Here is a 24,850-nt window from a genome sequence, read left to right as displayed (position 1 = left end):
GAAGCATGGCGTGAGGGGGCGATCAGATGGCGCAGACGGAGGACATCGAGGCACTGTGGCAGGCGTACGGCACGGAAAAGACCGTGGAGGTGCGCAACCGCATTGCAGAATATTATTTGCCGCTCGTTCGTCTTGTTGCCGGGCGGATTGCCATCAGTCTGCCGCAGCATGTGGATCGAGAGGATCTTCTCAGCAGCGGTTTTTTTGGACTTCTTGACGCCATTGAGCGCTATGAACTGACACGCGGCAATAAATTCGAAACCTATGCGGGTGTGCGTGTGCGGGGCGCGATGCTCGATCACCTGCGATCGAAAGACTGGATTCCCGTCAGCGTACGCCAAAACATCAAGAAATATGAAAAGGCTGTGGCAAGTCTCGAAGGGAAACTAGGCCGCACTGCAACGGACGAGGAGCTTGCAGCAGAACTCGGGCTTACGCGCGAGGGGCTGCGGCATTTGGAGAGTCAAGTCAGCGCCGCAACCGTGATCCCGCTGGAGGAATATCTTCGTACGGACAGCCCGGTCTCTCTTGAGGACGGACCGGTTGAACATGCGGAGTGGACGGAGGTCAAGGAAACCCTTGCCGCCGCTATTGAAAATCTCCCGGAAAAAGAACGTACCGTCGTTGCACTTTACTATTACGACGAGATGACACTGAAGGAAATCGCCGCGATACTGCACCTTTCCGAGGCGCGCATATCGCAGCTCCATACAAAAGCAATCTTCCGAATGCGGGGCTCGCTTGCACGGATGAATGACGAAGAATAGGGATGTTGTAGGGAATATTGCGTTGAATCGTTGAAACAGCAGCGCAATTTTGAAGGATGGAGCGTGGTCCTGTGGACAAAACCGTTGGGAGCAAGCGCGAGGGCTTTTTGCTTGCGCTGAAAGCGGATGGAAACTATCTGACCGTCTATCCGGAGGGGGAGGACAGTGCAATCATCGAGCTGGCGGATATCCGCCAACACCTTGATTCCGCAGGCGTAACGGATTACGATGTCCTTCAGCTTGCGCGCCTTGTGCGTGCGGCGGACGGAACGGAGACGAAGCTCGACCCTGCGCCGGAGGAGGAAGAGGGGGAGGAGAATAAGATCATTCCCTTCACCATTGAAATCGCGCGCGACGCGATGTCCGCCGCCGTCCGGTTCGACGATAAACAGGGGAACATTCCGCCGAGCACGGCCGACATCCTTGAAGCGCTGGCGGAGAAGAAAATCGTTTACGGGATCGACCGCGAGGCAATCAGCCGCGGCGTATCGCGCATGACACCCTTTATGGCGGCGCGCGGTACAGCACCCGAGGCAGGGACGGATGCACGCATCGAAAAGAAATTCGACATGGGGGAGAAGGGGCGTCCTGCCGCGCGTGCCTATGACCGCGTCGACTACAAGGATATGAATATCTTTATCCGGGCGCAGATCGGCGATGTTGTTGCCGTTCGCATCCCGGAAACGCCGGGTATTCCGGGGAAGAACGTATTCGGGGAGGATATCGCGCCGAAACCGGGTAAGCCCGCGCAGCTGCCGCAGGGCAAGAACACAAAGATCGTCAACGACCATGAACTCGTCGCTATGATCGACGGTCAGATCGTGGACGACGGCAAGATCAGCATCGACCCGCATCTTGTGATCGATTCGAGCGTTGACGTCGGCACGGGAAATATTGATTTTGCCGGAAGCGTTGAGATTCGCGGCGACGTGGAGAGCGGATTCGTTGTCAAGGCGGCGGGCGATATCGAGATCAAGGGAATGGTCGGCGGTGCGGAGGTCACAGGGCGCAACGTCATCGTCCACGGCGGCATCCGCGGCATGAACATCGGAAAGATCCTGGCGGAAGAAGATGTCAGCATCTCCTTTGTCGAGAATGCGAACATCTCCGCCGGGCGCGACATCTTTGTCAATGACGTGGTTCTCCATTCGGAGATGCGCGCGGGACATCACGTCACTGTCGAGGGCAAGCGCGGCATCATCACGGGCGGCTCGGTGGGTGCCGGGGAATCCGTACACGCGAGCGTATTCGGCAATAACTTCTATGTGCAGACCAATATTTTTGTCGGCATTGACCCCAATCTTCAGCATCGCTATGACGCACTTGAAAAAGAGTGCAAAGAGGATGAGAAGCGGCTGACCGAGATCAAGCTGTCCCTTGAAACCCTTAAGAAGCAGGATATGTCGAAGCTCTCGGATAAGCGCAAAGAGCAGATGCTGCAATTGACGAAAGTGCAGTTCCCGCTTGCAGGGAAGATCAAGCAGATGCAGGAGGAACTTGCCGCTATGCGCGTGGAGCTGGACGAGATGAAGCAGGGCAGCGTCTCCGCGACGGACACGATTTTCCCCGGGGTCAACATCTCGCTCAACGGTGTCAAGCGTAAGGTTGAGGAGGAACTTCGGCATACGAAGATGCGCATGGTGGATGGAGAAATCGTTACAGCGATCCTTTAAGAGAGGCAGGTGCCGCTATGAATGTCACTCCTATCAGTATGCAGATGATGTTCCCGCAGTCCAACGAGGCAGGGAATGTCCAGAGCAACATGCAGAATCAGGTCAACATCCAGCAGAGCTTTGAGTCCATCCGGCAAAAGGAGGACGCGGAGCTTGCCCGAAAGCAGGTACGCGCCAAGGAAGAGGCGAGCGCAGACGCGCGTGTCAAGGACGACCCTGAGCGCGAGCGGCGTCAGGGGCGCGGCGGTGACGGGCGGCGCCGCAGAGACGGCGGTGAAGATCAAGGAGTCGAGCTTTTGCAGAGGCTTGCCGCTGATCCGAGCCGCGGCGTGCATCTTGACATCAGTTTCTAACACATCGGATAAGGGAGGCGTCCGGTCATCATTTCCATTACTGAAATCCTCGGCGCGCTCATCATACTCGGCGCCGTCCTCCTGCTCATCGTCCGCTTCGTCATCCATCGCCGTCAGCGCAGCGAAGAGGACGAGGAGGATCTTGCCGTTTCGATCGAGAAGCTGAAAAAAGAACTCCAACAGTCTGCGGATACCATCATCAAGCGGCTGGGAAGTCATGTGACAAAGCTCGAAGGGCTTCTGCGCGAGGCTGACGATCGGCGTGTGCGCCTTGAGACGCGCGTTGCGGACGCGCAGCGGCTCGAGTGGGCACTGCGTCAGCGTATCGAAGAGCTTGAGCGGCGTCTGCGTGATTTGGGACAAAACGCGCAGCCTGTGCCGCAGACGTCGGCGCAAATACCCGTACAGCAGACGGCAGTACAGATGACAGTGCCGCAGCAGGCGATGCAGACCATGCCCTTGCCGCCCGTCGGAGAAGCCTCCGCGCAGCGTGTGGACGGAGATGACTTCGCTGCAGTGCTTCATCAGTCGATCCTGCGCGAGCAGGCGCGCGGTACGGCGGAGACGATGCCTCCCGTCACGGTACAGACAGCCGCATCGTCCGTAGTGCAGCAGAATACGCCGGCAATTCAGCCGCCGCCCATGCAGCCGGTGCCGCTCTCTCCGCGCAGCCGTGCGGATGCGTATCTGCGTCAGATGCCCGAGAGCAGCGGACGCCCGCATGACGATGCCGTCCTTACCGCACGGGTGCAGGCAATGCAGACCGCAGAGCCGAGCGCAGCAGCTCCGGCAGAGGAACCGCTGCCGCCCGAGGACGAGGCGATCGGCAAGGCACGAGCTCTCCTGCGCGCGGGACGTACGATCGAGCAGGTGGCACGCGAGACGGGCGTTGAGATCGGTGCGCTGCGCCTGATGAAGCAAATGACTGCAAGGGATTGACAAAAAGGCGAAATACGGCTATAATATCATTCGTTCGGGACGTAGCTCAGTTTGGTAGAGCGCTTCCTTGGGGTGGAAGAGGTCGTGAGTTCAAATCTCGTCGTTCCGACCATTTTTCTGCATAGGGACTCCGCGCGGGGCTGCGCGGAGCTTTTTTGTTATAGAAAGCACATGGGCAGAAAAAGGAGGCGATCCCATGGATTTTATTGTCGATATCGGTGCAGTACAGGTGCTGCTCGTCGCCGTCATGTTCCTCTCCGTCATGGTGGAGGTCAAGACGGGAGGACTGGGCGTCGGCGTACTTCTGGGGCTGGTTGCGGCAGGCGTGTTTTGGGGCAGCCATTATACCCGCGGACTTGTGGAGTTCTATCATATCGCGGTGTTCCTTGCGGGCGTCCTGATGATCATTGTCGAGATCCTGCTGCCTACGGTGGGGCTGCTCGCCGGGCTCGGCGTTGCGGCGATGCTTTACAGCATCGTGCTCGCACTCGGCGGCGACATCGGCGCACTCGCGGCGCTTGGGATCGCGCTCCTCATCTCCATCGCCGCTTTCATGCTCATCGTCTCGCGCCTGCCCTCGAGCAGACTTTGGAACAAGGTCGTGCTGCACGACAGCTCGCGGTCTGAGCGCGGCTTTGTCAGTGCAGAGGAGCATACCGAACTCGTTGGCAAGATCGGCGAGGTCATCACGGAGCTGCGTCCTTCCGGAACCGTGCGCATCGATGGGCGTCCCATTGACGTTGTTTCCGAGGGCGTGTTTATCAAGAAGGGAACGCAGGTTGTCGTTCTGTCCGTCAGCGGCAGCCGCGTTGTCGTGCGCCCTGTATAGCGCACGCATTGTATGACGGTATTGCTCAGGAGGTTTTTATGGGATCACTGTTCGGAGGAGCATTCCTCATTATCATCGTCGTTCTTGCGGTGTCGATCTTCCTTCACTTTGTACCGCTTGGACTTTGGGTATCTGCCATTTCGGCAAACGTATCCGTCGGCATCATGTCGCTCATTGGAATGCGTCTGCGCCGCGTGCCGCCGAGTCGCATCGTGCTGCCGCTCATCAAGGCAAACAAAGCGGGGCTTGATGTCAGCGTCAATCAGCTTGAGGCGCATTACCTTGCGGGCGGCAACGTGGACAAGGTTGTCGACGCGCTCATCGCATCGCACCGCGCACAGATCGCTCTCCCCTTTGAACGGGCGGCGGCGATCGATCTCGCGGGGCGCGACGTGCTTGACGCCGTGCAGATGAGCGTCAATCCGAAGGTCATTGAGACGCCGATTGTCTCTGCAGTCGCGGCGAACGGCATCGAGCTGAAGATCAAGGCGCGCGTTACCGTGCGTGCGAACATCGACCGTCTCGTCGGCGGTGCGGGCGAGCCGACTATCATCGCGCGCGTCGGTGAGGGCATCGTTACGACGGTCGGCTCCTCGGAGAGCCACAACGACGTGCTCGCGAACCCCGACGACATCTCCAAGACCGTGCTGGACAAAGGGCTTGATGCGGGCACGGCATTTGAAATCCTTTCCATTGATATTGCGGACGTCGACGTCGGGCGGAACATCGGTGCGGAGCTCCAGACCGATCAGGCGGAGGCGGATAAGCGCATCGCGCAGGCAAAGGCGGAGGAGCGCCGCGCGATGGCGGTCGCACGCGAGCAGGAGATGAAGGCCTATACGCAGGAGATGGAGGCCAAGGTCGTCGAGGCGCAGGCAGAAGTGCCGCACGCGATGGCACAGGCGCTGCGCGAAGGCAAGCTCGGCGTCATGGACTACTATCAGCTCAACAACATCCAGTCGGATACGGATATGCGTCACGCCATCAGCACGGCGGGCAAGACCGATGAGAAACATCCCACGCCGCCTGTGAAGTGAGGAGAGCGAGATGGAGTATCTTCTGCTCATTGTGATCGCGGTTATCGCATCACTGCTTGATGATAAGATTCGTGGAAAGAAAAAAGTGCCCCCGCCGACACTCCCGCATGACATTCCAAAGCCAACGACGAAGGTGGAGCGCCGGGAAGAGGGGGCGCGATTTGAAATCCCGCCGATGCGCAATGTGCCGCAGGAAGTACAGCCCGCAATAGATACCGGTGTCCTGCGCGCGCAGGAAGAGATGCGTGCGGCATGGGAGGAAGCACGGTGCGAAGAGGAGCGGCAGAGACGCCGCCGCAGAGAAGAAGAACAGCGCCGTGCCGCCGCAGAGAAGGCAGCAGCAGTGTCTGCACGGCGGCGCGTCCCGCACCGCATCCTGCCGCAGATAACGCCTGCCGCGATGCAGCAGGCGGTGGTGATGGCGGAGGTGCTGGGCAAACCGCTGTCACTTCGACGGCGGTGACACCCTATCTCGCCTCGCTGTGTATTATATGGGGCTAGCGTTTTAGCACGGCTTGGGGTATATTTCTTGCCGCTGCGCACCATGGACTGCAAGCGGCGGTCTTACATAGTCCGACCTTGAAGGCCTCCGTGCCGTACCGCCCCGTTGGGGGGGATGCTCCGCGGCTGCGATAATACGCCCCTCGCCGTACGTCATACGTCGCGATACACATGTTGTGCGCGTACGCTGTTGTATGTCCACGCATCGTGGGAGCTTTCTTGGCGCGGCGAGGAAATGACAACGCTCGGCGCGAAAATCCTGCGCCGGACGATCAAAAAAAGAGACGACTGCACGCTGCAATCGTCTCTTTTTTGATGCCGTTTTCCGGATTTACTTAATTTGATTCAAAAGTGCGGCGATCTCTGCTGCACTGCGGTCATTACCGGTCGCCGTCATGATGGGCTGTGCGCCGAGCATGACGGTATTGCCGCTGGCATATGCTTCGGAGCGAGCATGTCCGTTCTTATACGCGGCGGCAAGATTGCCCATAACGAAGTAGGCACGCTCGGCAGAGGTCATGTCCCCGGCAGCGGCAGGAGCGATGAACTCCTTTTTGTTGATCTGAACGGTACCATTATCCACAGCAACATGACCGCCGCTCATCGCCGTCAGTTTTTTCGCATAGTTGTCGCGGCGCGCTACATTTGACGGATGATCGGCGGCACCGGACATGATCTTGAACACGTTCGCGGGATTATTGCCCTGCAGATCGATCATGCGCTGCCAAACAGCTGCGGTCGCACCCGGATTGTAGTTTGAGTGCGACAGATACTCAAAAGCAAGATTGTCCGCTTCCCATTCCATCGGTTTTGTGAGTCCTTGTCCGCTCCAAATGTTCGCAGCGATGGCTCCGAGTACTGTGCCCGTTGCGCTGGCAAGGATGGCGGGACCGAGGGAGCTCTTCATCCCTTTCGCGGGATGATCCTTCTGTCCGTGACCCATCTCGTGTGCGAGGACGACGGCAATCTCGTCCTCGTTCGTCAGATAGTCGTAGAGACCAACGTTGACGCTCATATTGTGCCCGAGCGTGCAGAATGCGTTGAAGCTCTCGTCATTGTTGATGAAGTAATTGTACGGGCGGTCGTAAATCGTAGGATCCGTTGCGCCGATCGCTGCGGTGAGATTTGAAAAAATACGGTGCAGCTGCTCGTTGCGCGCCGTACCGTAATAGACGCCGTATTTCTCCTGAAGCTCTCCAAAGAGTGCCTGGCGCCCCTCTTCCGTCGTATTGTAGTACTTGATTTGTTTGTTCATTTCGGACGCTGCGATCGTACCGCCTATGACGGCGCCGATGATATTGCCGATGCCTGCCTCGGCCACCGCAGGCGTGCCGAGCGTCACGCCCGCCGCCATAGAGAGCGAGACGGCGAGCGTCACACCGCCGCGCAGAAACTTATTTTTCCGCATCATATTCCCTCCTTTTCCTGTGAACACATGAATAAAGTATAAACAAATTCCCATGCAATTGTCTATAGTAGAAACGTCATTTTTTTCACGAGAAAGATTAAAATATCGTGGGCGGCCGGAGCGATAAGAGCATGGATTGCATTCTTGACACTATTGTCAAAAACTATTAAAATGAATGGGAGTATTTTCTAGCAATAAATTGGAACTTTGAAAACGAGGAGGTGGCCGTTATCGTTACTGAACTATTAGCGGTAATTATTGCTGTTATCGTCGGTGCAGGCGCAGGATACTATGCGCGTATGCGTACGGCGGAAGCTAAAATAGGATCAGCCGAGAACGAAGCAAAACGCATTGTTGAGGACGCGGAAAAGCGCGCCGAGACAAAGCAGAAGGAAGCCCTGTTAGAGGCGAAGGAGGAGATTCAGCGCCGCCAGCAGGACATTGAACGCGACGCCAAGGAACGCCGGAGCGAGCTCCAGCGTCTCGAGCGCCGTGCGATACAAAAGGAAGAGAATCTCGACCGCAAGCTCGAATCGATCGAGAAGAAAGAGGAAGGGCTTTCCCGCAAGGAGGCACGCATTGAAAAGGCGCAGGCGGAAGTTGACGCACTTTATGAAAATCAGCGTGCGGAACTCGAGCGCATCTCGGGGCTGACATCCGAGGATGCACGTACCGTGCTCATGGCGGAGGCGGAAGAAGAGCTAAAGCATGAGAAGGCGCGCAAGATCAAGGAGTACATCCGCGAGACGAAGGAGGAGGCCGATAAGGCAGCGCGCGAGATTCTAAGCGTTGCCATTCAGCGCTGTGCGGCGGATCATGTCGCAGAGACGACAGTATCCGTCGTTGCGCTCCCGAACGATGAGATGAAGGGGCGCATCATCGGACGTGAGGGACGAAATATTCGCACGATTGAGACGCTTACAGGCATTGATCTCATCATCGATGATACGCCTGAAGCGGTGATCCTCTCCGGATTCGACCCCGTGCGCCGCGAGATTGCGCGCATCGCGCTCGAAAAACTCATTCAGGACGGGCGGATCCATCCCGCCCGCATCGAAGAGATGATTGAGAAGGCGCGGCGCGAAGTCGATCAGCGCATCAAGGATGCGGGCGAACAGGCGACGTTCGAAACGGGCGTCCATGGCATTCATCCGGAGCTCGTGCGTCTGCTCGGACGTATGCGCTACCGTACAAGCTACGGACAGAACGTCCTTGCCCACTCCATTGAGGTTGCCCATCTGGCGGGACTCATGGCGGCGGAACTCGAATGCGACGTTATGCTCGCGAAACGCGGCGGCCTGCTGCACGACATCGGCAAGGCGGTCAGCCATGAGGTAGAGGGACCCCATGTAACGGTCGGCGCCGATCTCGCACGCAAGTACCGTGAGTCGAAGGAAGTCATCAACATCATCGCATCGCATCACGGCGATGTCGAGGCGACGACCGTCGAGGCTGTTCTTGTTGCAGCGGCGGATGCCGTCTCTGCGGCACGGCCGGGCGCGCGTCGCGAGAGTCTTGAGTCCTATATCAAACGGCTCAAGGCACTCGAGGAGATCGCCGAGTCGTTTGATGGCGTGGAGCGCTGCTTTGCCATTCAGGCGGGGCGTGAGATTCGCGTCATGGTTCAGCCGGACAAGGTGGACGATGCGGGCGCCGCGGTGCTTGTTCATAATATCGTAAAGAAGATCGAGGGGGATCTCGAATATCCGGGACAGATCAAGGCCACGGTGATCCGTGAGACCCGTGTCGTTGACTACGCAAAATAACGGGACTAGCGTTATGGCGCCCGAGGGGGGCGTGTGGGGGAGGCATGCACCTCTTGTTTGAAAAAGGGACATTATGCAGCAACTATCATATATTGCCGCAAGGGCGGAGGATGTCCGCCGGACGGCGGAGAAGGCAAAGGAAAAACTTGACCGGCTCCCTCATATAGAAACACTCCTCATCACGGCGGTGCTGCCGTGTTCAGTGCCGATTGAGGATGCCCGCGCCCTGAGGGACAGCATGAGGGAACTCTTTCCTGCGGCGCGGATTCTCGTTCATACGTCCGCACTTAAAATGGCGGAGATGCACCTTGATAACGACGGAATTATGCTCGTGTTCCTCACGTTCGAGTCCTCACAGGCGGATTTCCTCATGATCCGCTCAGAGACTGCGGACGAAGAGACGAAGAGGCACTTTGTAGATTTTGTGGCAGAGCGTCCCCATACGAAACTGGCAGGTTTTTTTGTCGTCGGTATGATAGATCGGATTGACGATATTCTTGCGTCGTTTTCGGATATTGACGAGCGTATCGAGGTGTTCGGGGCGTTTGTCGATGCCGCGCCGATGCAGGCACGCGGCTATATCCTTGCGGATGATGAGGAAATGACTCAGGGAACGCTCGCCGTCGTCTTTGGAGGGGAGACTCTTGCGGCGTGTGTGACGCGCAATTTTGGCTGGAACATGCTCGGGCGTGAGATCGTGGCGACCCACGTGGACGGCTGCACGATTAAAGAGCTCGACGGCGATATGCCGCTCAAAATTTACGAACGATATTTCGGTATTAAGGGTGACGATAATTTCGGTGCGGATGCGGCGCTCTTTCCCCTCTGCTTTGAGGAGGAGGATGGGTCGATTTCCGCGCGTGTCCCGATTAAAATCGAGGAGGGCAGCGGAGAGCTGACCTTTGGCGTTCCCATTGCAAAGGGGACGAAGCTGCGCCTTGCATATGGCGATCCCTATGCAATTCTCTCGACGGCGGCGAAGAACGCGCATCACATGGCGGATTTTTCGCCGCAGGTAGTTATGGGGGCGGCGTGTGTCGGGCATTATCTTCTGCTCGGTGATGACGTGACGAGCGAGCTTGGCGCATGTGCGGCGTTTCCCGCCGCAGCATCCTTCATGTTTGGCGAGGTGCGCCGCGCGGGGAGAAAAATTGTCGCCGCGCAGCTGAATGTCATGTTGGTCGGCATGAAGGAGAACGCCGAGGGCGTCTGCGATGTAGAGCTGCATCCCAAACGCGTGGCGCAGCTCTCCTACAACCGCAAGATGATTGCCTTCATGTCGCATTTTGTCCGCGTTACGGAGGAGGAACTGAACAGTGCCAACCGTCGGCTGAGCCAGCTGGCAAGCCGCGATGCGCTGACGAACCTGCTCAACCGCCGTGAGATGGAGCGGCTGCTCCAAGAGGCGGTGCGCGACGCACAGGAGAATCGGACGCTGCTGACCGTCATGCTGATGGATATTGATCACTTTAAGGGCGTCAACGATACCTATGGGCATGATGTTGGGGACAAAGTGCTGCTGACGGTTGCAGACGCCATTTCGGGCACCATCCGCGGCTCGGATGCGGGCTGCCGTTGGGGCGGAGATGAGTTCTTTGTCATCCTGCAGGGCGCCACGCTCGAGCTTGCGGGGCGCGTGGGCGAACGAATCCGCCGGCGCGTCGAGGCGGCAAAGATGGCGTTTGACGGCAATGTGACGGTCAGTATCGGCGTCGCCCATTTTGATCCGGAGCGTGACAACGAGCTGCAGCTCTTTAAGAATGCGGACGAAGCGCTCTACAGGGCAAAGAAAGAGGGGCGCAACGCGGTCTACTGTCTTGGCCTGGGGAAAGTACGGCAGGGTGAATAGAAAAGAAATTAGTGTGATGGGGAGAGCATACCATGTTTGATTTTTTGCGCAGGCATTTCGCTCCGCGAAAAAACGGCAGACAGACGCGCGAACAGGCACGCCCCGGCGTGCAGTTGCTTGCCTCCATGCTCGTTTGTTTCCCGGAGATCGCTTCCGTTTCATATGATCCCGCCGGCGGCGGGCTGACCCTTGATTTTACCATTCGCGCGGCAGTGTCCGACGCGGAAATGGATACGTTTTCGGTATTTTTGATCGAGAGCATCGAGACTTATCACGCACTGGAGGACGGGATTCTGTGCGAGTCGCAGACGGCATATGAGCGCTACGATGCACTCACGATGCTGCATCTCCTGCGCCCCATGACGGAACTGACTGAACGTGAGCTAAGTCTCATTGTGCGCCTTATGACGGACAAGTTTGGGGATCAGCTCCTCGTCGATCCGCACAATATGGATGTGCTTGACACTGAGTTCAGCAGCCTCCAGCACGAGACCCTCGAGCGGATGCTCGTTGCCGTGCGGGATATTCCGCTGCATGACCGTCTGGTCGGTATTCGCGAGCATGATCAGGTCGTTGTTTACAATCGTTCGTGAGCAGATTATTTATCGTGCTGCTGTAAAGGAGAAATCGCGTGCGCATCATGTTGGTCGGAGATGTCGTCGGACGTGCGGGGCGCCGCGCCTTCCGCACGCATACGCCGCGGCTCCGCACGGAGCGAAAAATAGACGTCGTGATTGTCAACGGAGAGAACTGCGCCGGGGGCAAGGGCTTCACGCGCAAGGCGTTGGATGAGCTCTATGCGGGCGGTGCGGATATTGTGACCTCCGGCAACCATGTGTGGGATAAAAAGAAGTCTTCGACTTCATCGACGACGAGCCGTTTCTCGTGCGTCCCGCCAACTATCCGGAGGGGACACCGGGGCAGGGGTACTGCATTTTTCCGTTCAAGGCGCGGAACATTGCGGTCATGAATCTATCGGGACGCTCCTTTATGCCGCCGATGGACTGCCCGTTTCAAAAGGCGGAGGAGCTGATCGCAGAGATCGGCGACCGCGCAGATATTTTCGTCCTTGACTTTCATGCGGAAACGACCTCCGAAAAGCTCGCGATGGGCTATTATCTTGACGGGCGTGCGGATGTTGTCGTCGGCACGCATACACACGTACAGACGGCGGACGAGCGGATTTTGCCGCACGGTACGGCGTACATCACGGATCTCGGTATGGTCGGGGTGCAGGATTCCATTCTCGGCGTGCGCACTGATCTCGTTTTGAGGAAGTTTCTGTCGGGGATGCCTGTACGCTTCGAGATGGCGGAGGGGGCGGCGGAGTATGCTGCCGTCATCGTGGATATCGACGACGTGCAAAGGCGCCGCACGACCATTGAACGTGTATTAATTCGGGACGAACAGCCTCAAACTTAGGGAGATTTTACATGGCAAGCGATTTGCATATCCATACGACCTTTTCCGATGGGAGGGATACCCCGGAGGAGATCGTAGAAGCGGCAAAGGCTGCGGGACTTCGCTATATATCGATTACCGACCACGACAGTGTGGAAGGCGTGACCGAGCTCTATGAGAGCGGCCGCTGCCCCGCAGGAAGTCAGCTGCGCATCATTCCGGGCGTCGGATTCAGTGCCGATTATCCGGATCGGACGGTGCACATTCTCGGCTATGGGATCGATATCTATAACGCAGGACTCCAAGAAAAACTCGAAGAACTCAGCGAAGCACGGTGGACACGGTTTACTGAAATTGTGGATAAACTCAAAGGGCTTGGTTACGAGATCGGTGAGACAGAGGTGCTGACCGACGAGGGAATGTGCAAGGCTATCGGCCGCTCTCATGTGGCGCGCGTACTCGTCAAAAAAGGCTATTTCGACGCCATACGTCCCTGTTTCGAGCAGCTCCTTATGCGAGGCAGACCTGCCTATGTGCCGCATTTTCGCCTCGCGCCCGACGAACTCATCGACATCATCAAGGGGGCGGGCGGTGTGCCTGTGCTCGCCAATCCGAAATCCATCGGTGACGAAGCGGTGGTCACGGATCTCATTGAGCGCGGCATCGGCGGCATCGAGGTCTTTTATCCAAGCTACGACATGCAGGACACGCAGCACTATCTTGAAATCGCGCAGCGGCACGGGCTTTTCGTTTCGGGCGGTTCGGACTACCGCGGCTTTACAGGGCGCGAGCCGGGCGAACTCGGTCAGTTTACCATCGAGGATGTCTACGCGGAAAATTTCTACCGGCCGCCGCACGGCGCATAACGGCTTGGAATCATAAAGAGGAGGGACACGCATGGACGTGATCGCCCTTGTCGGCCCCAGCGGCACGGGAAAAAGCCACCGCGCGCTGTGGGTCGCCCAAAAGAACGGCGCGGACGCCATCATCGACGACGGAATTCTCATCAAAGACGGTAAGGTTATCGGCGGCATTTCCGCGAAGAAGGAGAAGAACCGCATCATGGCGGTTCGGCGTGCGATTTTCGTTTTGGCGGGACACGCTTCAATGGTGCGCGATGCCATCGCCGCCGCCGCGCCGCGCCGCATTCTCGTGCTCGGCACCTCCGAGAACATGGTGCAGAAGATTGCCAAGACGCTGCGCATCGGTACGATCAGCAAGATCATCCGCATTGAGGATATCGCCTCGAAAAAAGATATGGAAATCGCGCAGTACCATCGCCTCAAGAAAGGCGAGCACATTATTCCCGTGCCGAGCATTGAACTAAAACCTCATTTTTCCGGCTATCTCATTGATCCAATTAAATCTTTTTTCAAGACCTCCTCATCGAAGCGGCGCCGCCTCGGGGAGCGTTCGATCGTACGACCCGTATTCAGTTATTACGGAAAACTCGTCATCGACGACTCCGTGATCAAAAATATTGTGCACATCGTCGCAGAAAAAATTGACGAAGTATATGGCGTCGGGAGTACCCATGTACAGCATGTGGTCAATGGGGACGACGATCTTGGGATTACGGTTTCAACCGAGCTCGTATTCTCCTACGGGCATGAGATTACAAACACTATGGAAACGCTTCGAAGCGAGCTGTGCTATGAGATCGAACGCATGACTGGGATGGTCGTGCATGAGGTCAATATTCTGGTTAAAAGTCTGCATGTTGCTCCGGCGGCGGCACCCGCATAAAAGCCTTCTTCACTTTTTGGGGGAAAAGTGCTAGAATGAAAAGGATTTTTTTCGGGGATGTAGAAATAATAAATATGTTTTCCTATGCAGTTTTTTTGATGCAAGGAAATGGGGAAAGGAATGTGACGTTTCATGCTGGAACAGCTCGTTAGTTCCTCAACGCTCGACATCGGCAGCCGCGCACTGGCCGCGGCATCCCTGCGGCATGAGGTGCTCAGCAACAATATTGCCAACGTGAATACACCGAACTTTAGGCGAAGCCATGTCCGGTTTGAAGATCTTCTGCAAAAAGAGCTGGGGCTTGCCGAAGATCCGCTGATGAAGGTTGTGCGCACGCATGACCGGCATTTTCCGCTGGCCTTCCGCGGGAAGGCGCACGGCGTGATCGAGCAGGACAGTACGACGAACATGCGTCTTGACGGGAACAATGTGGACATTGACATCGAGATGGCGGAGGTCGCGAAAAACCAGCTCTATTACAGCGCCTTAGCAAACCGTATGGGCGGTTATGTGAGTAAGATAAAGAGTATTATCAACAGCAATCAGGGCAGCTGAATATAGGGAGGGAACGGTATGGGCATGTTTTTGGGAATTGATGCAGCGGCATCCGGACTTACGGCAGAACGTCTGCGCATGGACGTTATCTCGAATAATATTGCGAATGCGAATACGACACGCGCACAAGGCGGCGGCGCTTATCATCGCCGCTATGTGGTCTTTCAGCCGCGTGAAAAGGGCAATGGAATCGGTTTTGAGTCGTTCCTTGCACGTGCATCCGAGCGGATGCGCCCGGGGGACGGCGTTCGTGCGCTCTCAATCGAGACAGATCGGTCGCCGGGCGTGCTCGTCTACGAACCGGGACATCCGGATGCGAACGCGGAGGGCTATGTTGAACGCCCGAACGTCAATATCGTCTCCGAGATGGTAGATATGATCTCGGCATCGCGCGGCTACGAGGCAAACGCAACGACCATCAATGCCGCGAAATCCATGGTAAATGCAGCACTGCGCATCGGCAGCGGCAGCTAATTTCAGCGCTCATTGATAAGGGAGATCGATTTACATGGAAATACAAGCACTGCAAATGACCCCCGTAACGATGCGCGCGACCAGTCATCTTGGGGAGACAGTTGACAGGGCGGAGACAAAAAGCTTCGGGACCTATCTGAAAGATGCGCTCTCCGAGGTGAACCGGCTCCAGCTCGACTCCGAACATCAGGATGCACTGCTGGCGGCGGGAGAAGTCCAGGATGTCTCTCAGGTCATCGTGGCAGGGCAGAAAGCCGAGATCGCGCTTCAGCTGACGCTGCAGCTGCGCAACCGCGCTGTTTCTGCCTATCAGGAAATCATGCGAATGCAGGTTTGATCGCTTCCTAGTTTGCACTATGCGGCGGCGCCCGCATGGGGGAACGGGAAGTACATCCATGATGACTTGAAGGGAAAGAGATTATGGGAGAGTGGAAAGAGCGCGGCCTTGCCATGTGGGAACGCTTTGACAAGCGCCAACGCTATATCATGCTTGGCTCCGCACTCGCGATTCTTGCACTCATCTTTGGACTCAGTTTTTGGTATGGCAGCAAACCGGATATGGTGCCGCTCTTTACCGATATGGAGACCAAGGATGCGGGCGAGGTCGCCAATCAGCTGCGTGAGGCGAAGATCAGCTATGAGGTGCAGGACGGCAAGAATGGGACGACTATTCTTGTGCCGACGACGAATGTCCATGAGGCGCGCCTCAATCTCGCCACACAGGGACTGCCGCGCGGAAACAAGGGATTTGAGATCTTTGACGACAGCAAACTCGGTGTGACCGAGTTTCAGAATCGCGTCAATTATCTCCAGGCGCTGCAGGGCGAATTGACGCGAACCATCGAGCAGATCGATGCCGTTGAAAAGGCACGCGTACATATCGTGCTGCCGGAGGACAGCCTCTACAAAAAAGAGGAAAAGCCCGCGACGGCATCTATTATGCTGCGCCTGAAGCCAAGCACGGAACTGACCAAAAAGGAAATTAAGGGCATCGTCAACCTTGCCGCGCACAGCGTCAAGGGGCTGACGCCTGAAAATATCACGATCGTTGACGATACAGGGAAAATCCTCAATGATCCGGACGACCAGGACGAAAAGTCGGTCGGGGTCAAGACGCTTACACAGCTCGATATGACCCGTAAGGTACAGGACAATATTGAGAAAAAGGTGCAGTCCCTCCTCGATCAAACGCTCGGAGAAGGACGTGCCGTTGCGCGCGTCAGCGTCGAACTCGACTTTGACGACCGCCTGACGGATAAGCAGACATTTACCCCCGTTGTGGACGACGCAGGCATCATCCGCAGTCAGCAGGATATCTCCGAGAACTACACCGGGAGCTCGACGAACCCGGGAGGACCGGCGGGCGTACAGAGCAACGTGCCCGGTTATGTGGAGCAGGAGAGCAACGCCAACGCGCAGTACGAGAAAAAAGAATCCACAAAGAACTATGAGATCAACGAAGAGCGCCAGCACGTCATCGCGTCGCCCGGATCGATCCGTCGGCTGACGGTTGCCGTTCTCGTCAATGACGACGTGACGCAGCCGCAGCAGGAGAGCATCCTGCGCACGGTCAGCAGTGCGGCGGGCATCAATCAGGCGCGCGGCGACACGATCTCCGTCGAACCCCTGCCGTTCAGCAAAGAGGCGGCGGAGCGCCGCGCGGCGGAAGAACAGGCGGAAAAGGATCGTCAGGATCGCATTTTCTACGCGCAGGTCGGCATCGTCCTGCTCATCATCGCCCTCATCGTTGGAGGAATCCTCATGTATCGCCGCAAGAAACGTCTCGAGCGCGAAGCGGCGGAAGAGGCGCAGCGTATCGAAGAAGAGCGCATCGCAGAGGAGCGCGCCGCAGCAATCGCGGCGGGTCAGGTCGAAGAGGAAGACCTCTCCGAAGAAGAGCAGCAGCAGATGAATCAGAAACAAGCGCTGCTCGCGCTCATCGATGCGAAGCCGGAAGAGGTTGCGCTCCTCGTTAAGACGTGGCTTTCGGAGGGGGAGTGACCATGCCGGACATGTATGGCAGCGGAGACATGACGAATCAGCAAAAAGCGGCGATTCTCTTTATCGCGCTTGGACCTGAATACTCCGCAAAGCTCTTTCAGCATATGGATGACGACGAGATTGAGCAGTTAACGCTCGAGATCGCGAACCAAAAACAGGTATCCTCTTCGCTCAAGGCGGAGATCATCGCCGAATTCTACTCCATGTGCATGGCACAGGATTACATCTCCTCGGGCGGTCTCCAATATGCGCAGAACGTCCTCGAGAAGGCGCTCGGTCCCGACAAGGCGCTCGAGATCATCAACCGTCTTACGACGAGCCTGCAGGTGCGTCCCTTCGACTTCCTGCGCAAGACCGATCCCGCGCAGCTCCTCAACTTCATACAGAACGAGCATCCGCAGACCATCGCGCTCGTCATGGCGTATCTCGATCCGGATCAGGCGGCGATCGTCCTTGGATCGCTCCCTCCCGAATCGCAGGTCGAGGTCACAAAGCGTGTTGCGACGATGGATCGTACGTCGCCGGATTTCATCCGAGAGGTAGAGCGCGTGCTCGAACGGAAACTCTCTTCTATGGTTACACAGGACTTCACCACGGCAGGCGGGATCAAGGCGATCGTCGAGGTGCTCAACCGCGTCGACCGTACGACGGAGAAGGCGATCGTCGAGACCCTCGAAGTCGACAATCCCGAACTCGCCGAAGAGATCAAAAAGCTCATGTTCGTGTTCGAGGACATCGTGCAGATCGACGACCGTTCGCTCCAGCTCGTCCTGCGTCAGGTCGAGACGAAGGATCTCTCCCTCGCGCTCAAGGCGACGCCGCAGGAAGTTGCGGAAAAGGTGTTCAAGAATATGTCCACGCGTGCGGCAGATATGCTGCGCGAGGAGATCGAGTTCATGGGACCTGTCAAGATTCGCGACGTCGAAGAGGCACAGCAGAAGGTTGTCGGTGTCATCCGCGTGCTCGAGGACAAGGGCGAAATCGTGATTTCGCGCGGCAAGGGAGACGAGATGATTGTCTAGGGTTATCAAGGCAGCCGTCTGGGAAGAGAATCCGCACCTCATAGACGTACCGCCCCCACCGCCCCCGCCCCGCGAAGAGGGGGAGGCGGAAGCCTTAAGCGAAGAGGCGGTGCAGAACCTCCTCGCCCGCATCGCCGAGCGCGAACAGGCGATGGACGAACGCGTCAAAGAGGCGGAAATACAGGTCGCCGTACTCCACGGGGAAGCCGAGGAAGAGCGCGACCGACTTCTCAGTGAGGCGCAGAAACAGATCGAAAACGACCGTGCAGAGGCGCGTGCCGCAGGGCATGCAGAGGGCTTTGCCGCAGGCCATGCCGAAGGCGAAGCCGCCGTGCGCGAAGAGATGGCGGAGCTCATCCGCACGACCAACGCGCAGGCGGAAAAGACACTGCGCGACGCACACGACGCCATGCGCGATTATCTCATGCAGGCAGAGGAGGATATTGTTTCCATTGCCATGACGGCAGTGGAGCGCATTCTCCCGCAGCATTTCATTGATGTGCCGCAGATGGTTCTGCCCATCGTCCGCGACGCGATCCTCCGGGTCAAAGACCAAAAGGAAGTCGTCGTCCATGTGCCGCCGGACAGCTATGATTTTGTCCTCATGGCACGCGACGAACTGCGAGGACTCCTCACGGCGGGGGATACGAATCTCACGATTACCTCCGACGAGGCAATGAAGCCGGGCGACTGCCTTGTGGAGACGCCGAACGGCAGCGTGGACGCACGCCTTCAGACGCAGATCGAACAGCTCAAAAAGGCTGTGCGGGAAGTAATGCTATGAATATGAGTGAAACGGGGGGGAATCCCCCATTTTCCATAGATATCCGGAAATTTAAGGATGCCCTGCACGCAGCGTCACCGATGAAGCTCACGGGGAAGGTCACGCAGATCATCGGTCTCGTCATCGAGTCGCAGGGACCCACGGTGACGGTCGGCGAGCTGTGCTATGTCAGATCCCATTTCACCGGGATGCCGGCAGTGCCCGCAGAGGTCGTCGGATTCCGGGAGGGGAGCGTCCTGCTCATGCCGGTCGGCGAGATGCAGGGCATTGGTCCGGGCTGCGAGGTCACGGCAACGGGACGACGCCTGCGTGTGAAGGTCGGGGAGGAACTCCTCGGGCGCGTGCTGGACGGGCTCGGCAACCCCATTGACGGCAAGGGACCTATCCTTACAAAGGAAGAGTATCCCCTGCAGGCACCGCCGCCGTCGCCGCTCTCTCGTCCGCGCATCAGTGAAAACCTCTATGTCGGTGTGCGTGCTATCGACGGGCTCATCACGCTCGGTGACGGACAGCGCATCGGCATCATGGCGGGCTCGGGTGTCGGCAAGTCCACGCTGCTCTCCATGATTGCGCGCAATACGGAGGCGGATATCAGCGTCATCACCCTCGTCGGCGAGCGCGGACGCGAGGTACGCGACTTTATCGAGCGGGATCTTGGTGAGGAGGGGCTCAAACGCTCCGTCGTCGTCGTTGCGACCTCGGATCAGCCGGCGCTCGTCCGCATCAAGGGCGCGATGACGGGAACGGCGATTGCCGAGTATTTCCGAGACCGCGGGCACAAGGTCGTCCTCATGATGGACTCCGTGACGCGCTTTGCTATGGCACAGCGCGAAGTTGGACTCACCATCGGCGAGCCTCCCGCAACGCGCGGCTATACACCGTCCGTCTTTGCCATGCTGCCGCGGCTCCTCGAGCGCGCAGGCACGAGCGAGCATGGGTCGATTACAGGCATCTACACCGTCCTCGTTGACGGCGATGACATGAACGAGCCGATCGCCGATGCCGTGCGTTCGATTCTCGACGGACATATCGTGCTCTCGCGCCGGATTGCGGCGCAGAATCACTTTCCGGCGATCGACGTTCTGGGCAGTGTCAGCCGCGTTATGTACGAGGTCGTTCCCAAAGAACATCTTGAGGCGGCGCAGGAAATGCGCCAGCTCATGGCGGTCTACAGCGAAGCGGAGGATCTTATCCATATCGGCGCCTATGTCAAAGGCTCAAGTCCAAAGATCGACGCTGCGATCCAAAAAATCGAGGGCATCAACGATTTTCTTTGTCAGGATATCTTCGAAGTGACCTCTTACGAGGATACGGAGCGGCGGCTCGTGGAGCTGACGGGGAAGCAGCCTGCATCCGCTGAAGAACTCACATGAAAAAATTTCGATTTCAGCTTGAAACCCTCCTTAAGGTGACGCGCATGAAAAAGGAAAAGGCGGAAGTCGCCTTTGCCGAAGCCGTGCGAAAACTGGAGGAGGCGCGTGCATACCAGCGTCGGCTGCTCGAAGAGATGCAGCAGGGGCAGCATGATTACGAAGAACTCTCTAAAACGGGCACGCGCATCAAGATTGGGCGGCTCATGAGCTTTAACCGCTTCTTTGCATGGAAGCGGCAGCAGATCGAGGAGCAGCAGCAGGTTGTCCTGCGTGCGAATGCAGAGCGGCAAAAGCGTCTAAAAGTCCTGATGGAGCAGATGAGCGCGCTTAAGAGCATTGAAAAACTGAGGGAAAAACGTCTTGCGGAATACAAGGCGGAGGCACTGCAGGAAGAGCAGAAAATGCTCGACGAGATCGGCCTGCAGCTCACGATGAGAAACAGGGAAATGGAGGAAGCAGTATGATGGATCTTTCCGCCATACGGCAGATACAGGCACGCATCGCCGAGATTGAGGGACAGTTTAACCTGCCGCAGGCACAGCTTCCGGGTGCAGATTTTGCGGCACGCCTGCGTGCAGAGATTGACCGCAGCGCCGCAGGAGCGGCAGAGAAGGCACACACAGTGCAAGCCGCAGCTCCATCGGCTGCCGTTCAGGAAACGGCACGGGCAGAGCGGACTGCACCGACAGACGCTGCTCAGCCCGATCTCGCGCGTACGATTCATGCCGCTGCGCAGAAATACGCGGTCGACCCGAAACTCGTCTCCGCCGTTGCGGAGGTCGAGTCGGGGGGCGGCAGGACGCCGTCTCGGACGCGGGGGCAATCGGCGTCATGCAGCTCATGCCGGGAACGGCTGCGGAACTTGGCGTCAATCCTTACGATATGAAGAGCAACGTCGAGGGCGGTACGAAATATCTGAGCGAGCTCCTCGGCACGTTTGGCGGGGATGTCCGCAAGGCGGTTGCCGCCTACAATGCGGGAGCGAGTGCCGTTAAGGCATACGGCGGCGTTCCTCCGTACGCGGAGACGCAGGACTACGTGAACCGTGTACTCGATATTTATCGGTGAGGGAAGAGAAAGAGGGATGGGGATTCCATGCGGAAGAAACTAAAGATCCTATTCGGTCTGATCTTACTCCTCGTGATTGTTGCGGGCGGTTTTGCCCTTGGCGTCTACCTGCGTCTCTTTGACACGCAGGCACTGAACGAGGAATATCATCTGCACGAGCTTCCGATTGTCGGCGAATACTTCGTCCCGCCTGCGGGCAGTGCCGAAGAGACACAGACGACGGGGACGCAGAGCGCGCAGACGTCATCTGCAAAACCTGCCGCCGCAGGCACGCCGAAAAAGGTATCTGAGAGCGTAAAGATCACGAAAGAGGAGATCGCCAAGCAGCAGGCAGAGCGCGAGGCGGCGGAAAAAAAGCGCGTCACGAAACTTGCACGTCTCTACAATGATATGAAGGCGGCGGATGCTGCTAAGGTGATGGAGGCTCTCGATATCGACCTCTGCATTGCGATCCTCCAGCGTATGGACGAGGGCAACGCGGCGAAGATCATGGCAGCGTTCGAACCGGAACGTGCCGCTGAGATCACGCAGATCATCTACGAGGGCGTCCCGCGCAAAGGAGCGGCAGCACGCAGTGCAGCCGCCCATGCTCCCGTACCGGGGACAGCGGACGAAGCGCCCGCAGAATCCTCACAGCAGTAGCGAATGTGCATATTTACACGAAAAAGAAGAGCCTGCGAAATAGATGCAAAGCCTATTTCGCAGGTTTTTTGGGAGGTGTTGCCCTTGCGGCGTATTGTTTTACTGATGAGCCTTCTGCTCATCGGATTTTTTGGAATCATCGGCGCCGCAGGACATGCGGAGGCAGCGTTCAGCGATCGTGCGCATGACATGGCGAAGATCACGGGGATTCGCATCGGGAAAGCGGACGGCAATGTCCGCATCGTCGTGGATGCCGACCGTCCCGTAACCTATCGGCAGAATGTCCTTGCAAATCCCACACGCGTTGTGGTTGACGTGCAGAACGCATGGATTTCCGCAGACGTAAAGCGTTCAGTCGGCATCGACTCCTCAATTGCCTCTGCCGTACGTGTCGCGCAGTTCGACCAAACAACTGTCCGCATCGTGGTGGAGACCTCCGTGGGCAAGGACGGGTACAAGGTCTTTGCCTTGGGCGGCGGCAAGCCGCGTATCGTCATGGACTTTGGACGTGCGCCGGGCGGCGTGCCCAAGAAGCCCGCACCGCAGGTACAGCCGCCTGTGCAGCTTCCGCAGCAGGGTGAGCAGGAGGAGGACGAGAACGAACAGCCGCGCGGCAGCAGTGACGTTAATCGGGACATTTCCAAGATCATCGGGCTGAAGGGGCGCAAGATCGCCATCGATCCCGGACACGGCGGCAGCGATTCGGGGGCGATCGGCCCCACAGGCGTCATGGAAAAATCTGTGACGATCCGCGTGAGCAAGGAGGTCAAGCGCCTGCTCGAAGCGGAGGGAGCGACCGTGATCCTCACGCGTACGGGGGATACCGAGGTCTCGCCAAAGGGCGCACAAGCAACCGCTGTCGAGGAACTTGAGGCGCGCTGTGAGATTGCAAACAAAGCGAACGCAGATATCTTCATTTCCATCCATGCGGACGCCTTTACGAATCGTGAGGTCAAGGGGACGACTGCCTACTACTACACAAAGGGCTCGCCGCAGTCGAGGCGCCTTGCCGACAGTGTGCGCACTGCCCTCATCGACTCTATCGGCACGCTTGACCGCGGTACGCAGACCAGTAATTTTTACGTGGTAAAACATACGGATATGCCGTCCATTCTCGTTGAGATCTCTTTCATTTCAAATGCAGACGAGGAGCGTATGATGAACAGTGAGGCGGGCATCAAGAAGATTGCCCGCGGCATTGCGGACGGCATTGCGGATTATTTCGGATAAAAGAATGAGAAGAGGAGGGATGACTTGCAGGAAGTTCATGGTTACCGGGCGCGTGCCCGCCAGTTCTTCATTGTGCTCCTTCCGATTCTCATCACACAGCTCTCGCTCATGGCACCGGGATTCTTCAACACTGTCATGGCGGGACATATCAGTAAGGAAGATCTCGCCGGCGTCGCTGTCGGCGCGAGCATCTTCTTCCCCGTATTCGGCGCGTTTGTTGGGCTGATCTCGGGGCTGACTCCGGTGATTGCACATCATTACGGTGCGCAGGAGCGGAGGGAGATCAGGAGCGTCGTCCGGCAGGGATTCTACTGGGCGACGCTTTTTGGCGCGCTTCTCTTGGTGCTGGGTGCACTCACTGTTCCGATGCTTGTGCGGGCGCTCGATCTCGAGCCTGTCGTCGAAAATATCACGATGGAGTATCTGTCCTACATCGCATTTGGCATGATACCGATCGCGCCTGCGAGCGTTCTGCGCAACCTCATGGATGCACATGGGAAAACGCGGCTCACGATGTTTATCACCGTGACCGTTGTGCCGATCAACATTGTCCTCAATTACATATTCATGTACGGTGCGTTTGGAATTGCGCCGTTCGGCGGTGCAGGCGCAGGGCTCGGCGCTGCGCTGAGCTATACCGTGTTCCTGCTGCTCACCATCATTGTTGTTCTGCGCATGGAACAGTTCAAACGCTATCATGTCTTTTCGGGATTCCCGCGCCCCGTGATCTCCGACTGGCGGGCACAGCTGAAGATCTGTATTCCCATCGGCATGACAGTTTTCTGCGAGCAAAGCATCTTCGGTGCGGTCGGTCTGCTTATGGCGGCGTACGGTACAACCGTGCTTGCTGCGCATCAGGCGGCGATGAACTTTACGACCATCGTCTATATGCTGCCGCTTTCCGTCTCTATGGCGATCACCATCCTCGTTGGATACGAGGTAGGCGCGGGGCGCGAAAACGGTGCACGCGCATACATCCGCCTGAGCCGCGTGCTGACGCTTGCCTTCGTCGGCATCATTGCTCTTGCGCTTGCCGCCATGCGCGACCATGTCGCCGCGCTCTATTCGACGAATCCGGAAGTGCAGGAACTTCTGCGTGTCTTCCTTCTCTATGCACTCGTTATGCAGTTCTGCGACTGCATCAACGCGCCGCTCCAAGGGGCACTGCGCGGCTATAAGGATGTCACGGTTACATTCTGGCTCGCCGTCCTTTCCTTCTGGGGGATCGGACTGCCTGCAGGATACCTGCTCGCACAGATGACGGAGCTGGGACCATACGGCTACTGGGCGGGGCTCAACGGCGGCATCATCTTTGGCGCCGTCTGCCTCATGATCCGCCTGCGCGTCATCGAGAACCGGATGCGGCGGGAAAACGAGAGAAATGCGGCGGTATCCGAAGTATAGACATATTGCCGCTGCTTATGAAAAAAAT

24 protein-coding genes, 1 tRNA gene and 2 pseudogenes are annotated in these 24,850 nt (G+C 57.6%); 26 read left to right on the top strand and 1 reads right to left on the bottom strand.

Annotated elements, in window-relative coordinates; all coding sequences use genetic code 11:
* Window positions 1-26 precede the first annotated feature (26 nt).
* The 8 genes from HMPREF9162_RS06905 to HMPREF9162_RS06870 all read left to right on the top strand — a co-directional run bounded on the left by HMPREF9162_RS06905 (window position 27) and on the right by HMPREF9162_RS06870 (window position 6,061).
* Window positions 27-767 carry a FliA/WhiG family RNA polymerase sigma factor gene (locus tag HMPREF9162_RS06905; protein ID WP_009349237.1) on the top strand — a complete coding sequence of 247 codons (741 nt, stop codon included), beginning with the start codon at window positions 27-29 and terminating at the stop codon, window positions 765-767.
* Window positions 768-823: 56 nt separating this feature from the next.
* Window positions 824-2,440: a FapA family protein gene (locus tag HMPREF9162_RS06900; protein ID WP_009438641.1), complete on the top strand. Its 1,617-nt coding sequence runs from the start codon at window positions 824-826 to the stop codon at window positions 2,438-2,440.
* A gap of 17 nt (window positions 2,441-2,457) precedes the next feature.
* Entirely contained in the window at window positions 2,458-2,793 is a 336-nt protein-coding gene (locus HMPREF9162_RS12955; RefSeq protein ID WP_009438933.1) for a hypothetical protein, read from the top strand.
* A 219-nt stretch (window positions 2,794-3,012) separates the two neighbouring features.
* Entirely contained in the window at window positions 3,013-3,732 is a 720-nt protein-coding gene (locus tag HMPREF9162_RS06890) for a hypothetical protein (protein ID WP_009438828.1), read from the top strand.
* Between the two features lie 35 nt (window positions 3,733-3,767).
* Window positions 3,768-3,844, top strand: a tRNA-Pro gene (locus HMPREF9162_RS06885).
* An 84-nt stretch (window positions 3,845-3,928) separates the two neighbouring features.
* Window positions 3,929-4,561, top strand: a complete 633-nt coding sequence (locus HMPREF9162_RS06880; protein WP_009349232.1) for an NfeD family protein — start codon at window positions 3,929-3,931, stop codon at window positions 4,559-4,561.
* Between the two features lie 38 nt (window positions 4,562-4,599).
* Window positions 4,600-5,598 (top strand): flotillin-like protein FloA, encoded by a 999-nt coding sequence (floA, locus tag HMPREF9162_RS06875; protein WP_009438743.1) that lies wholly within the window; start codon window positions 4,600-4,602, stop codon window positions 5,596-5,598.
* A gap of 10 nt (window positions 5,599-5,608) precedes the next feature.
* Window positions 5,609-6,061 (top strand): hypothetical protein, encoded by a 453-nt coding sequence (locus tag HMPREF9162_RS06870; protein ID WP_009438838.1) that lies wholly within the window; start codon window positions 5,609-5,611, stop codon window positions 6,059-6,061.
* Window positions 6,062-6,430: 369 nt separating this feature from the next.
* Here HMPREF9162_RS06870 and HMPREF9162_RS06860 read toward each other — a convergent pair whose 3' ends face one another.
* Window positions 6,431-7,507: a M48 family metallopeptidase gene (locus HMPREF9162_RS06860; RefSeq protein ID WP_037350338.1), complete on the bottom strand. Its 1,077-nt coding sequence runs from the start codon at window positions 7,505-7,507 to the stop codon at window positions 6,431-6,433.
* Window positions 7,508-7,728: 221 nt separating this feature from the next.
* Between HMPREF9162_RS06860 and rny the strand changes: the two genes are divergently transcribed.
* The 18 genes and pseudogenes from rny (at window position 7,729) to HMPREF9162_RS06770 (ending at window position 24,822) form a co-directional block, all read left to right on the top strand.
* Window positions 7,729-9,273, top strand: a complete 1,545-nt coding sequence (rny, locus tag HMPREF9162_RS06855; RefSeq protein ID WP_009349227.1) for a ribonuclease Y — start codon at window positions 7,729-7,731, stop codon at window positions 9,271-9,273.
* Window positions 9,274-9,346: 73 nt separating this feature from the next.
* Window positions 9,347-11,122: a diguanylate cyclase gene (locus tag HMPREF9162_RS06850; RefSeq protein ID WP_009438780.1), complete on the top strand. Its 1,776-nt coding sequence runs from the start codon at window positions 9,347-9,349 to the stop codon at window positions 11,120-11,122.
* A gap of 32 nt (window positions 11,123-11,154) precedes the next feature.
* On the top strand, window positions 11,155-11,715 hold the full coding sequence (locus tag HMPREF9162_RS06845; RefSeq protein ID WP_009438612.1) for a hypothetical protein: 561 nt from the start codon (window positions 11,155-11,157) through the stop codon (window positions 11,713-11,715).
* Window positions 11,716-11,762: 47 nt separating this feature from the next.
* A pseudogene (locus HMPREF9162_RS06840) lies at window positions 11,763-12,454 on the top strand (YmdB family metallophosphoesterase); the annotation flags it as partial.
* 101 nt (window positions 12,455-12,555) lie between these two features.
* Window positions 12,556-13,389, top strand: a complete 834-nt coding sequence (locus HMPREF9162_RS06835) for a PHP domain-containing protein (RefSeq protein WP_009438731.1) — start codon at window positions 12,556-12,558, stop codon at window positions 13,387-13,389.
* Between the two features lie 31 nt (window positions 13,390-13,420).
* Complete coding sequence (locus HMPREF9162_RS06830; protein WP_009438649.1) at window positions 13,421-14,269, top strand: Asp23/Gls24 family envelope stress response protein; 849 nt, start codon at window positions 13,421-13,423, stop codon at window positions 14,267-14,269.
* Between the two features lie 132 nt (window positions 14,270-14,401).
* Window positions 14,402-14,824, top strand: coding sequence for a flagellar basal body rod protein FlgB (flgB, locus tag HMPREF9162_RS06825; protein ID WP_009349221.1), 423 nt, complete (start codon window positions 14,402-14,404; stop codon window positions 14,822-14,824).
* An 18-nt stretch (window positions 14,825-14,842) separates the two neighbouring features.
* Complete coding sequence (gene flgC / locus HMPREF9162_RS06820; RefSeq protein WP_009438681.1) at window positions 14,843-15,298, top strand: flagellar basal body rod protein FlgC; 456 nt, start codon at window positions 14,843-14,845, stop codon at window positions 15,296-15,298.
* Window positions 15,299-15,332: 34 nt separating this feature from the next.
* Window positions 15,333-15,635, top strand: coding sequence for a flagellar hook-basal body complex protein FliE (gene fliE / locus HMPREF9162_RS06815; protein WP_009438773.1), 303 nt, complete (start codon window positions 15,333-15,335; stop codon window positions 15,633-15,635).
* Window positions 15,636-15,718: 83 nt separating this feature from the next.
* Window positions 15,719-17,299 (top strand): flagellar basal-body MS-ring/collar protein FliF, encoded by a 1,581-nt coding sequence (fliF, locus tag HMPREF9162_RS06810; protein ID WP_009438782.1) that lies wholly within the window; start codon window positions 15,719-15,721, stop codon window positions 17,297-17,299.
* A 2-nt stretch (window positions 17,300-17,301) separates the two neighbouring features.
* The gene (fliG, locus tag HMPREF9162_RS06805; protein WP_009349217.1) at window positions 17,302-18,321 is read left to right on the top strand and encodes a flagellar motor switch protein FliG; all 1,020 of its coding nucleotides are present in this window, start codon (window positions 17,302-17,304) and stop codon (window positions 18,319-18,321) included.
* Window positions 18,314-19,105, top strand: coding sequence for a FliH/SctL family protein (locus HMPREF9162_RS06800; RefSeq protein ID WP_037350335.1), 792 nt, complete (start codon window positions 18,314-18,316; stop codon window positions 19,103-19,105). The genes fliG and HMPREF9162_RS06800 overlap by 8 nt, the downstream gene beginning before the upstream one ends.
* Entirely contained in the window at window positions 19,102-20,478 is a 1,377-nt protein-coding gene (gene fliI, locus HMPREF9162_RS06795) for a flagellar protein export ATPase FliI (protein ID WP_009438756.1), read from the top strand. The genes HMPREF9162_RS06800 and fliI overlap by 4 nt, the downstream gene beginning before the upstream one ends.
* Entirely contained in the window at window positions 20,475-20,942 is a 468-nt protein-coding gene (fliJ, locus tag HMPREF9162_RS06790; protein ID WP_009349214.1) for a flagellar export protein FliJ, read from the top strand. The genes fliI and fliJ overlap by 4 nt, the downstream gene beginning before the upstream one ends.
* Window positions 20,939-21,546, top strand: a pseudogene (locus HMPREF9162_RS06785) (lytic transglycosylase domain-containing protein). The gene fliJ and the pseudogene HMPREF9162_RS06785 overlap by 4 nt, the downstream one beginning before the upstream one ends.
* Before the next feature lie 27 nt (window positions 21,547-21,573).
* Window positions 21,574-22,188 carry a MotE family protein gene (locus HMPREF9162_RS06780; RefSeq protein WP_009438638.1) on the top strand — a complete coding sequence of 205 codons (615 nt, stop codon included), beginning with the start codon at window positions 21,574-21,576 and terminating at the stop codon, window positions 22,186-22,188.
* Window positions 22,189-22,272: 84 nt separating this feature from the next.
* Window positions 22,273-23,418: an N-acetylmuramoyl-L-alanine amidase gene (locus HMPREF9162_RS06775; RefSeq protein ID WP_009438905.1), complete on the top strand. Its 1,146-nt coding sequence runs from the start codon at window positions 22,273-22,275 to the stop codon at window positions 23,416-23,418.
* 24 nt (window positions 23,419-23,442) lie between these two features.
* The gene (locus tag HMPREF9162_RS06770) at window positions 23,443-24,822 is read left to right on the top strand and encodes an MATE family efflux transporter (protein WP_009438618.1); all 1,380 of its coding nucleotides are present in this window, start codon (window positions 23,443-23,445) and stop codon (window positions 24,820-24,822) included.
* The last annotated feature ends 28 nt before the right edge of the window (window positions 24,823-24,850 follow it).

The sequence above is a fragment of the Selenomonas sp. oral taxon 137 str. F0430 genome, from assembly GCF_000183625.1.
In the GTDB taxonomy this organism is placed as follows: domain Bacteria; phylum Bacillota; class Negativicutes; order Selenomonadales; family Selenomonadaceae; genus Centipeda; species Centipeda artemidis.
Note: the sequence above shows the minus strand (reverse complement) of the source record. Positions and strands in the feature narration are given on the sequence as shown.

Excerpts from the sequence above, each read along its gene's own strand:
- HMPREF9162_RS06905 (WP_009349237.1), top strand. The coding sequence starts at position 27 with ATGGCGCAGACGGAGGACATCGAGGCACTGTGGCAGGCGTACGGCACG.
- HMPREF9162_RS06900 (WP_009438641.1), top strand. The coding sequence starts at position 824 with ATGGAGCGTGGTCCTGTGGACAAAACCGTTGGGAGCAAGCGCGAGGGC.
- HMPREF9162_RS12955 (WP_009438933.1), top strand. The coding sequence starts at position 2,458 with ATGAATGTCACTCCTATCAGTATGCAGATGATGTTCCCGCAGTCCAAC.
- HMPREF9162_RS06880 (WP_009349232.1), top strand. The coding sequence starts at position 3,929 with ATGGATTTTATTGTCGATATCGGTGCAGTACAGGTGCTGCTCGTCGCC.
- floA (WP_009438743.1), top strand. The coding sequence starts at position 4,600 with ATGGGATCACTGTTCGGAGGAGCATTCCTCATTATCATCGTCGTTCTT.
- HMPREF9162_RS06870 (WP_009438838.1), top strand. The coding sequence starts at position 5,609 with ATGGAGTATCTTCTGCTCATTGTGATCGCGGTTATCGCATCACTGCTT.
- HMPREF9162_RS06860 (WP_037350338.1), bottom strand. The coding sequence starts at position 7,507 with ATGCGGAAAAATAAGTTTCTGCGCGGCGGTGTGACGCTCGCCGTCTCG.
- HMPREF9162_RS06850 (WP_009438780.1), top strand. The coding sequence starts at position 9,347 with ATGCAGCAACTATCATATATTGCCGCAAGGGCGGAGGATGTCCGCCGG.
- HMPREF9162_RS06845 (WP_009438612.1), top strand. The coding sequence starts at position 11,155 with ATGTTTGATTTTTTGCGCAGGCATTTCGCTCCGCGAAAAAACGGCAGA.
- HMPREF9162_RS06835 (WP_009438731.1), top strand. The coding sequence starts at position 12,556 with ATGGCAAGCGATTTGCATATCCATACGACCTTTTCCGATGGGAGGGAT.
- HMPREF9162_RS06830 (WP_009438649.1), top strand. The coding sequence starts at position 13,421 with ATGGACGTGATCGCCCTTGTCGGCCCCAGCGGCACGGGAAAAAGCCAC.
- flgB (WP_009349221.1), top strand. The coding sequence starts at position 14,402 with ATGCTGGAACAGCTCGTTAGTTCCTCAACGCTCGACATCGGCAGCCGC.
- flgC (WP_009438681.1), top strand. The coding sequence starts at position 14,843 with ATGGGCATGTTTTTGGGAATTGATGCAGCGGCATCCGGACTTACGGCA.
- fliE (WP_009438773.1), top strand. The coding sequence starts at position 15,333 with ATGGAAATACAAGCACTGCAAATGACCCCCGTAACGATGCGCGCGACC.
- fliF (WP_009438782.1), top strand. The coding sequence starts at position 15,719 with ATGGGAGAGTGGAAAGAGCGCGGCCTTGCCATGTGGGAACGCTTTGAC.
- fliG (WP_009349217.1), top strand. The coding sequence starts at position 17,302 with ATGCCGGACATGTATGGCAGCGGAGACATGACGAATCAGCAAAAAGCG.
- fliI (WP_009438756.1), top strand. The coding sequence starts at position 19,102 with ATGAATATGAGTGAAACGGGGGGGAATCCCCCATTTTCCATAGATATC.
- fliJ (WP_009349214.1), top strand. The coding sequence starts at position 20,475 with ATGAAAAAATTTCGATTTCAGCTTGAAACCCTCCTTAAGGTGACGCGC.
- HMPREF9162_RS06780 (WP_009438638.1), top strand. The coding sequence starts at position 21,574 with ATGCGGAAGAAACTAAAGATCCTATTCGGTCTGATCTTACTCCTCGTG.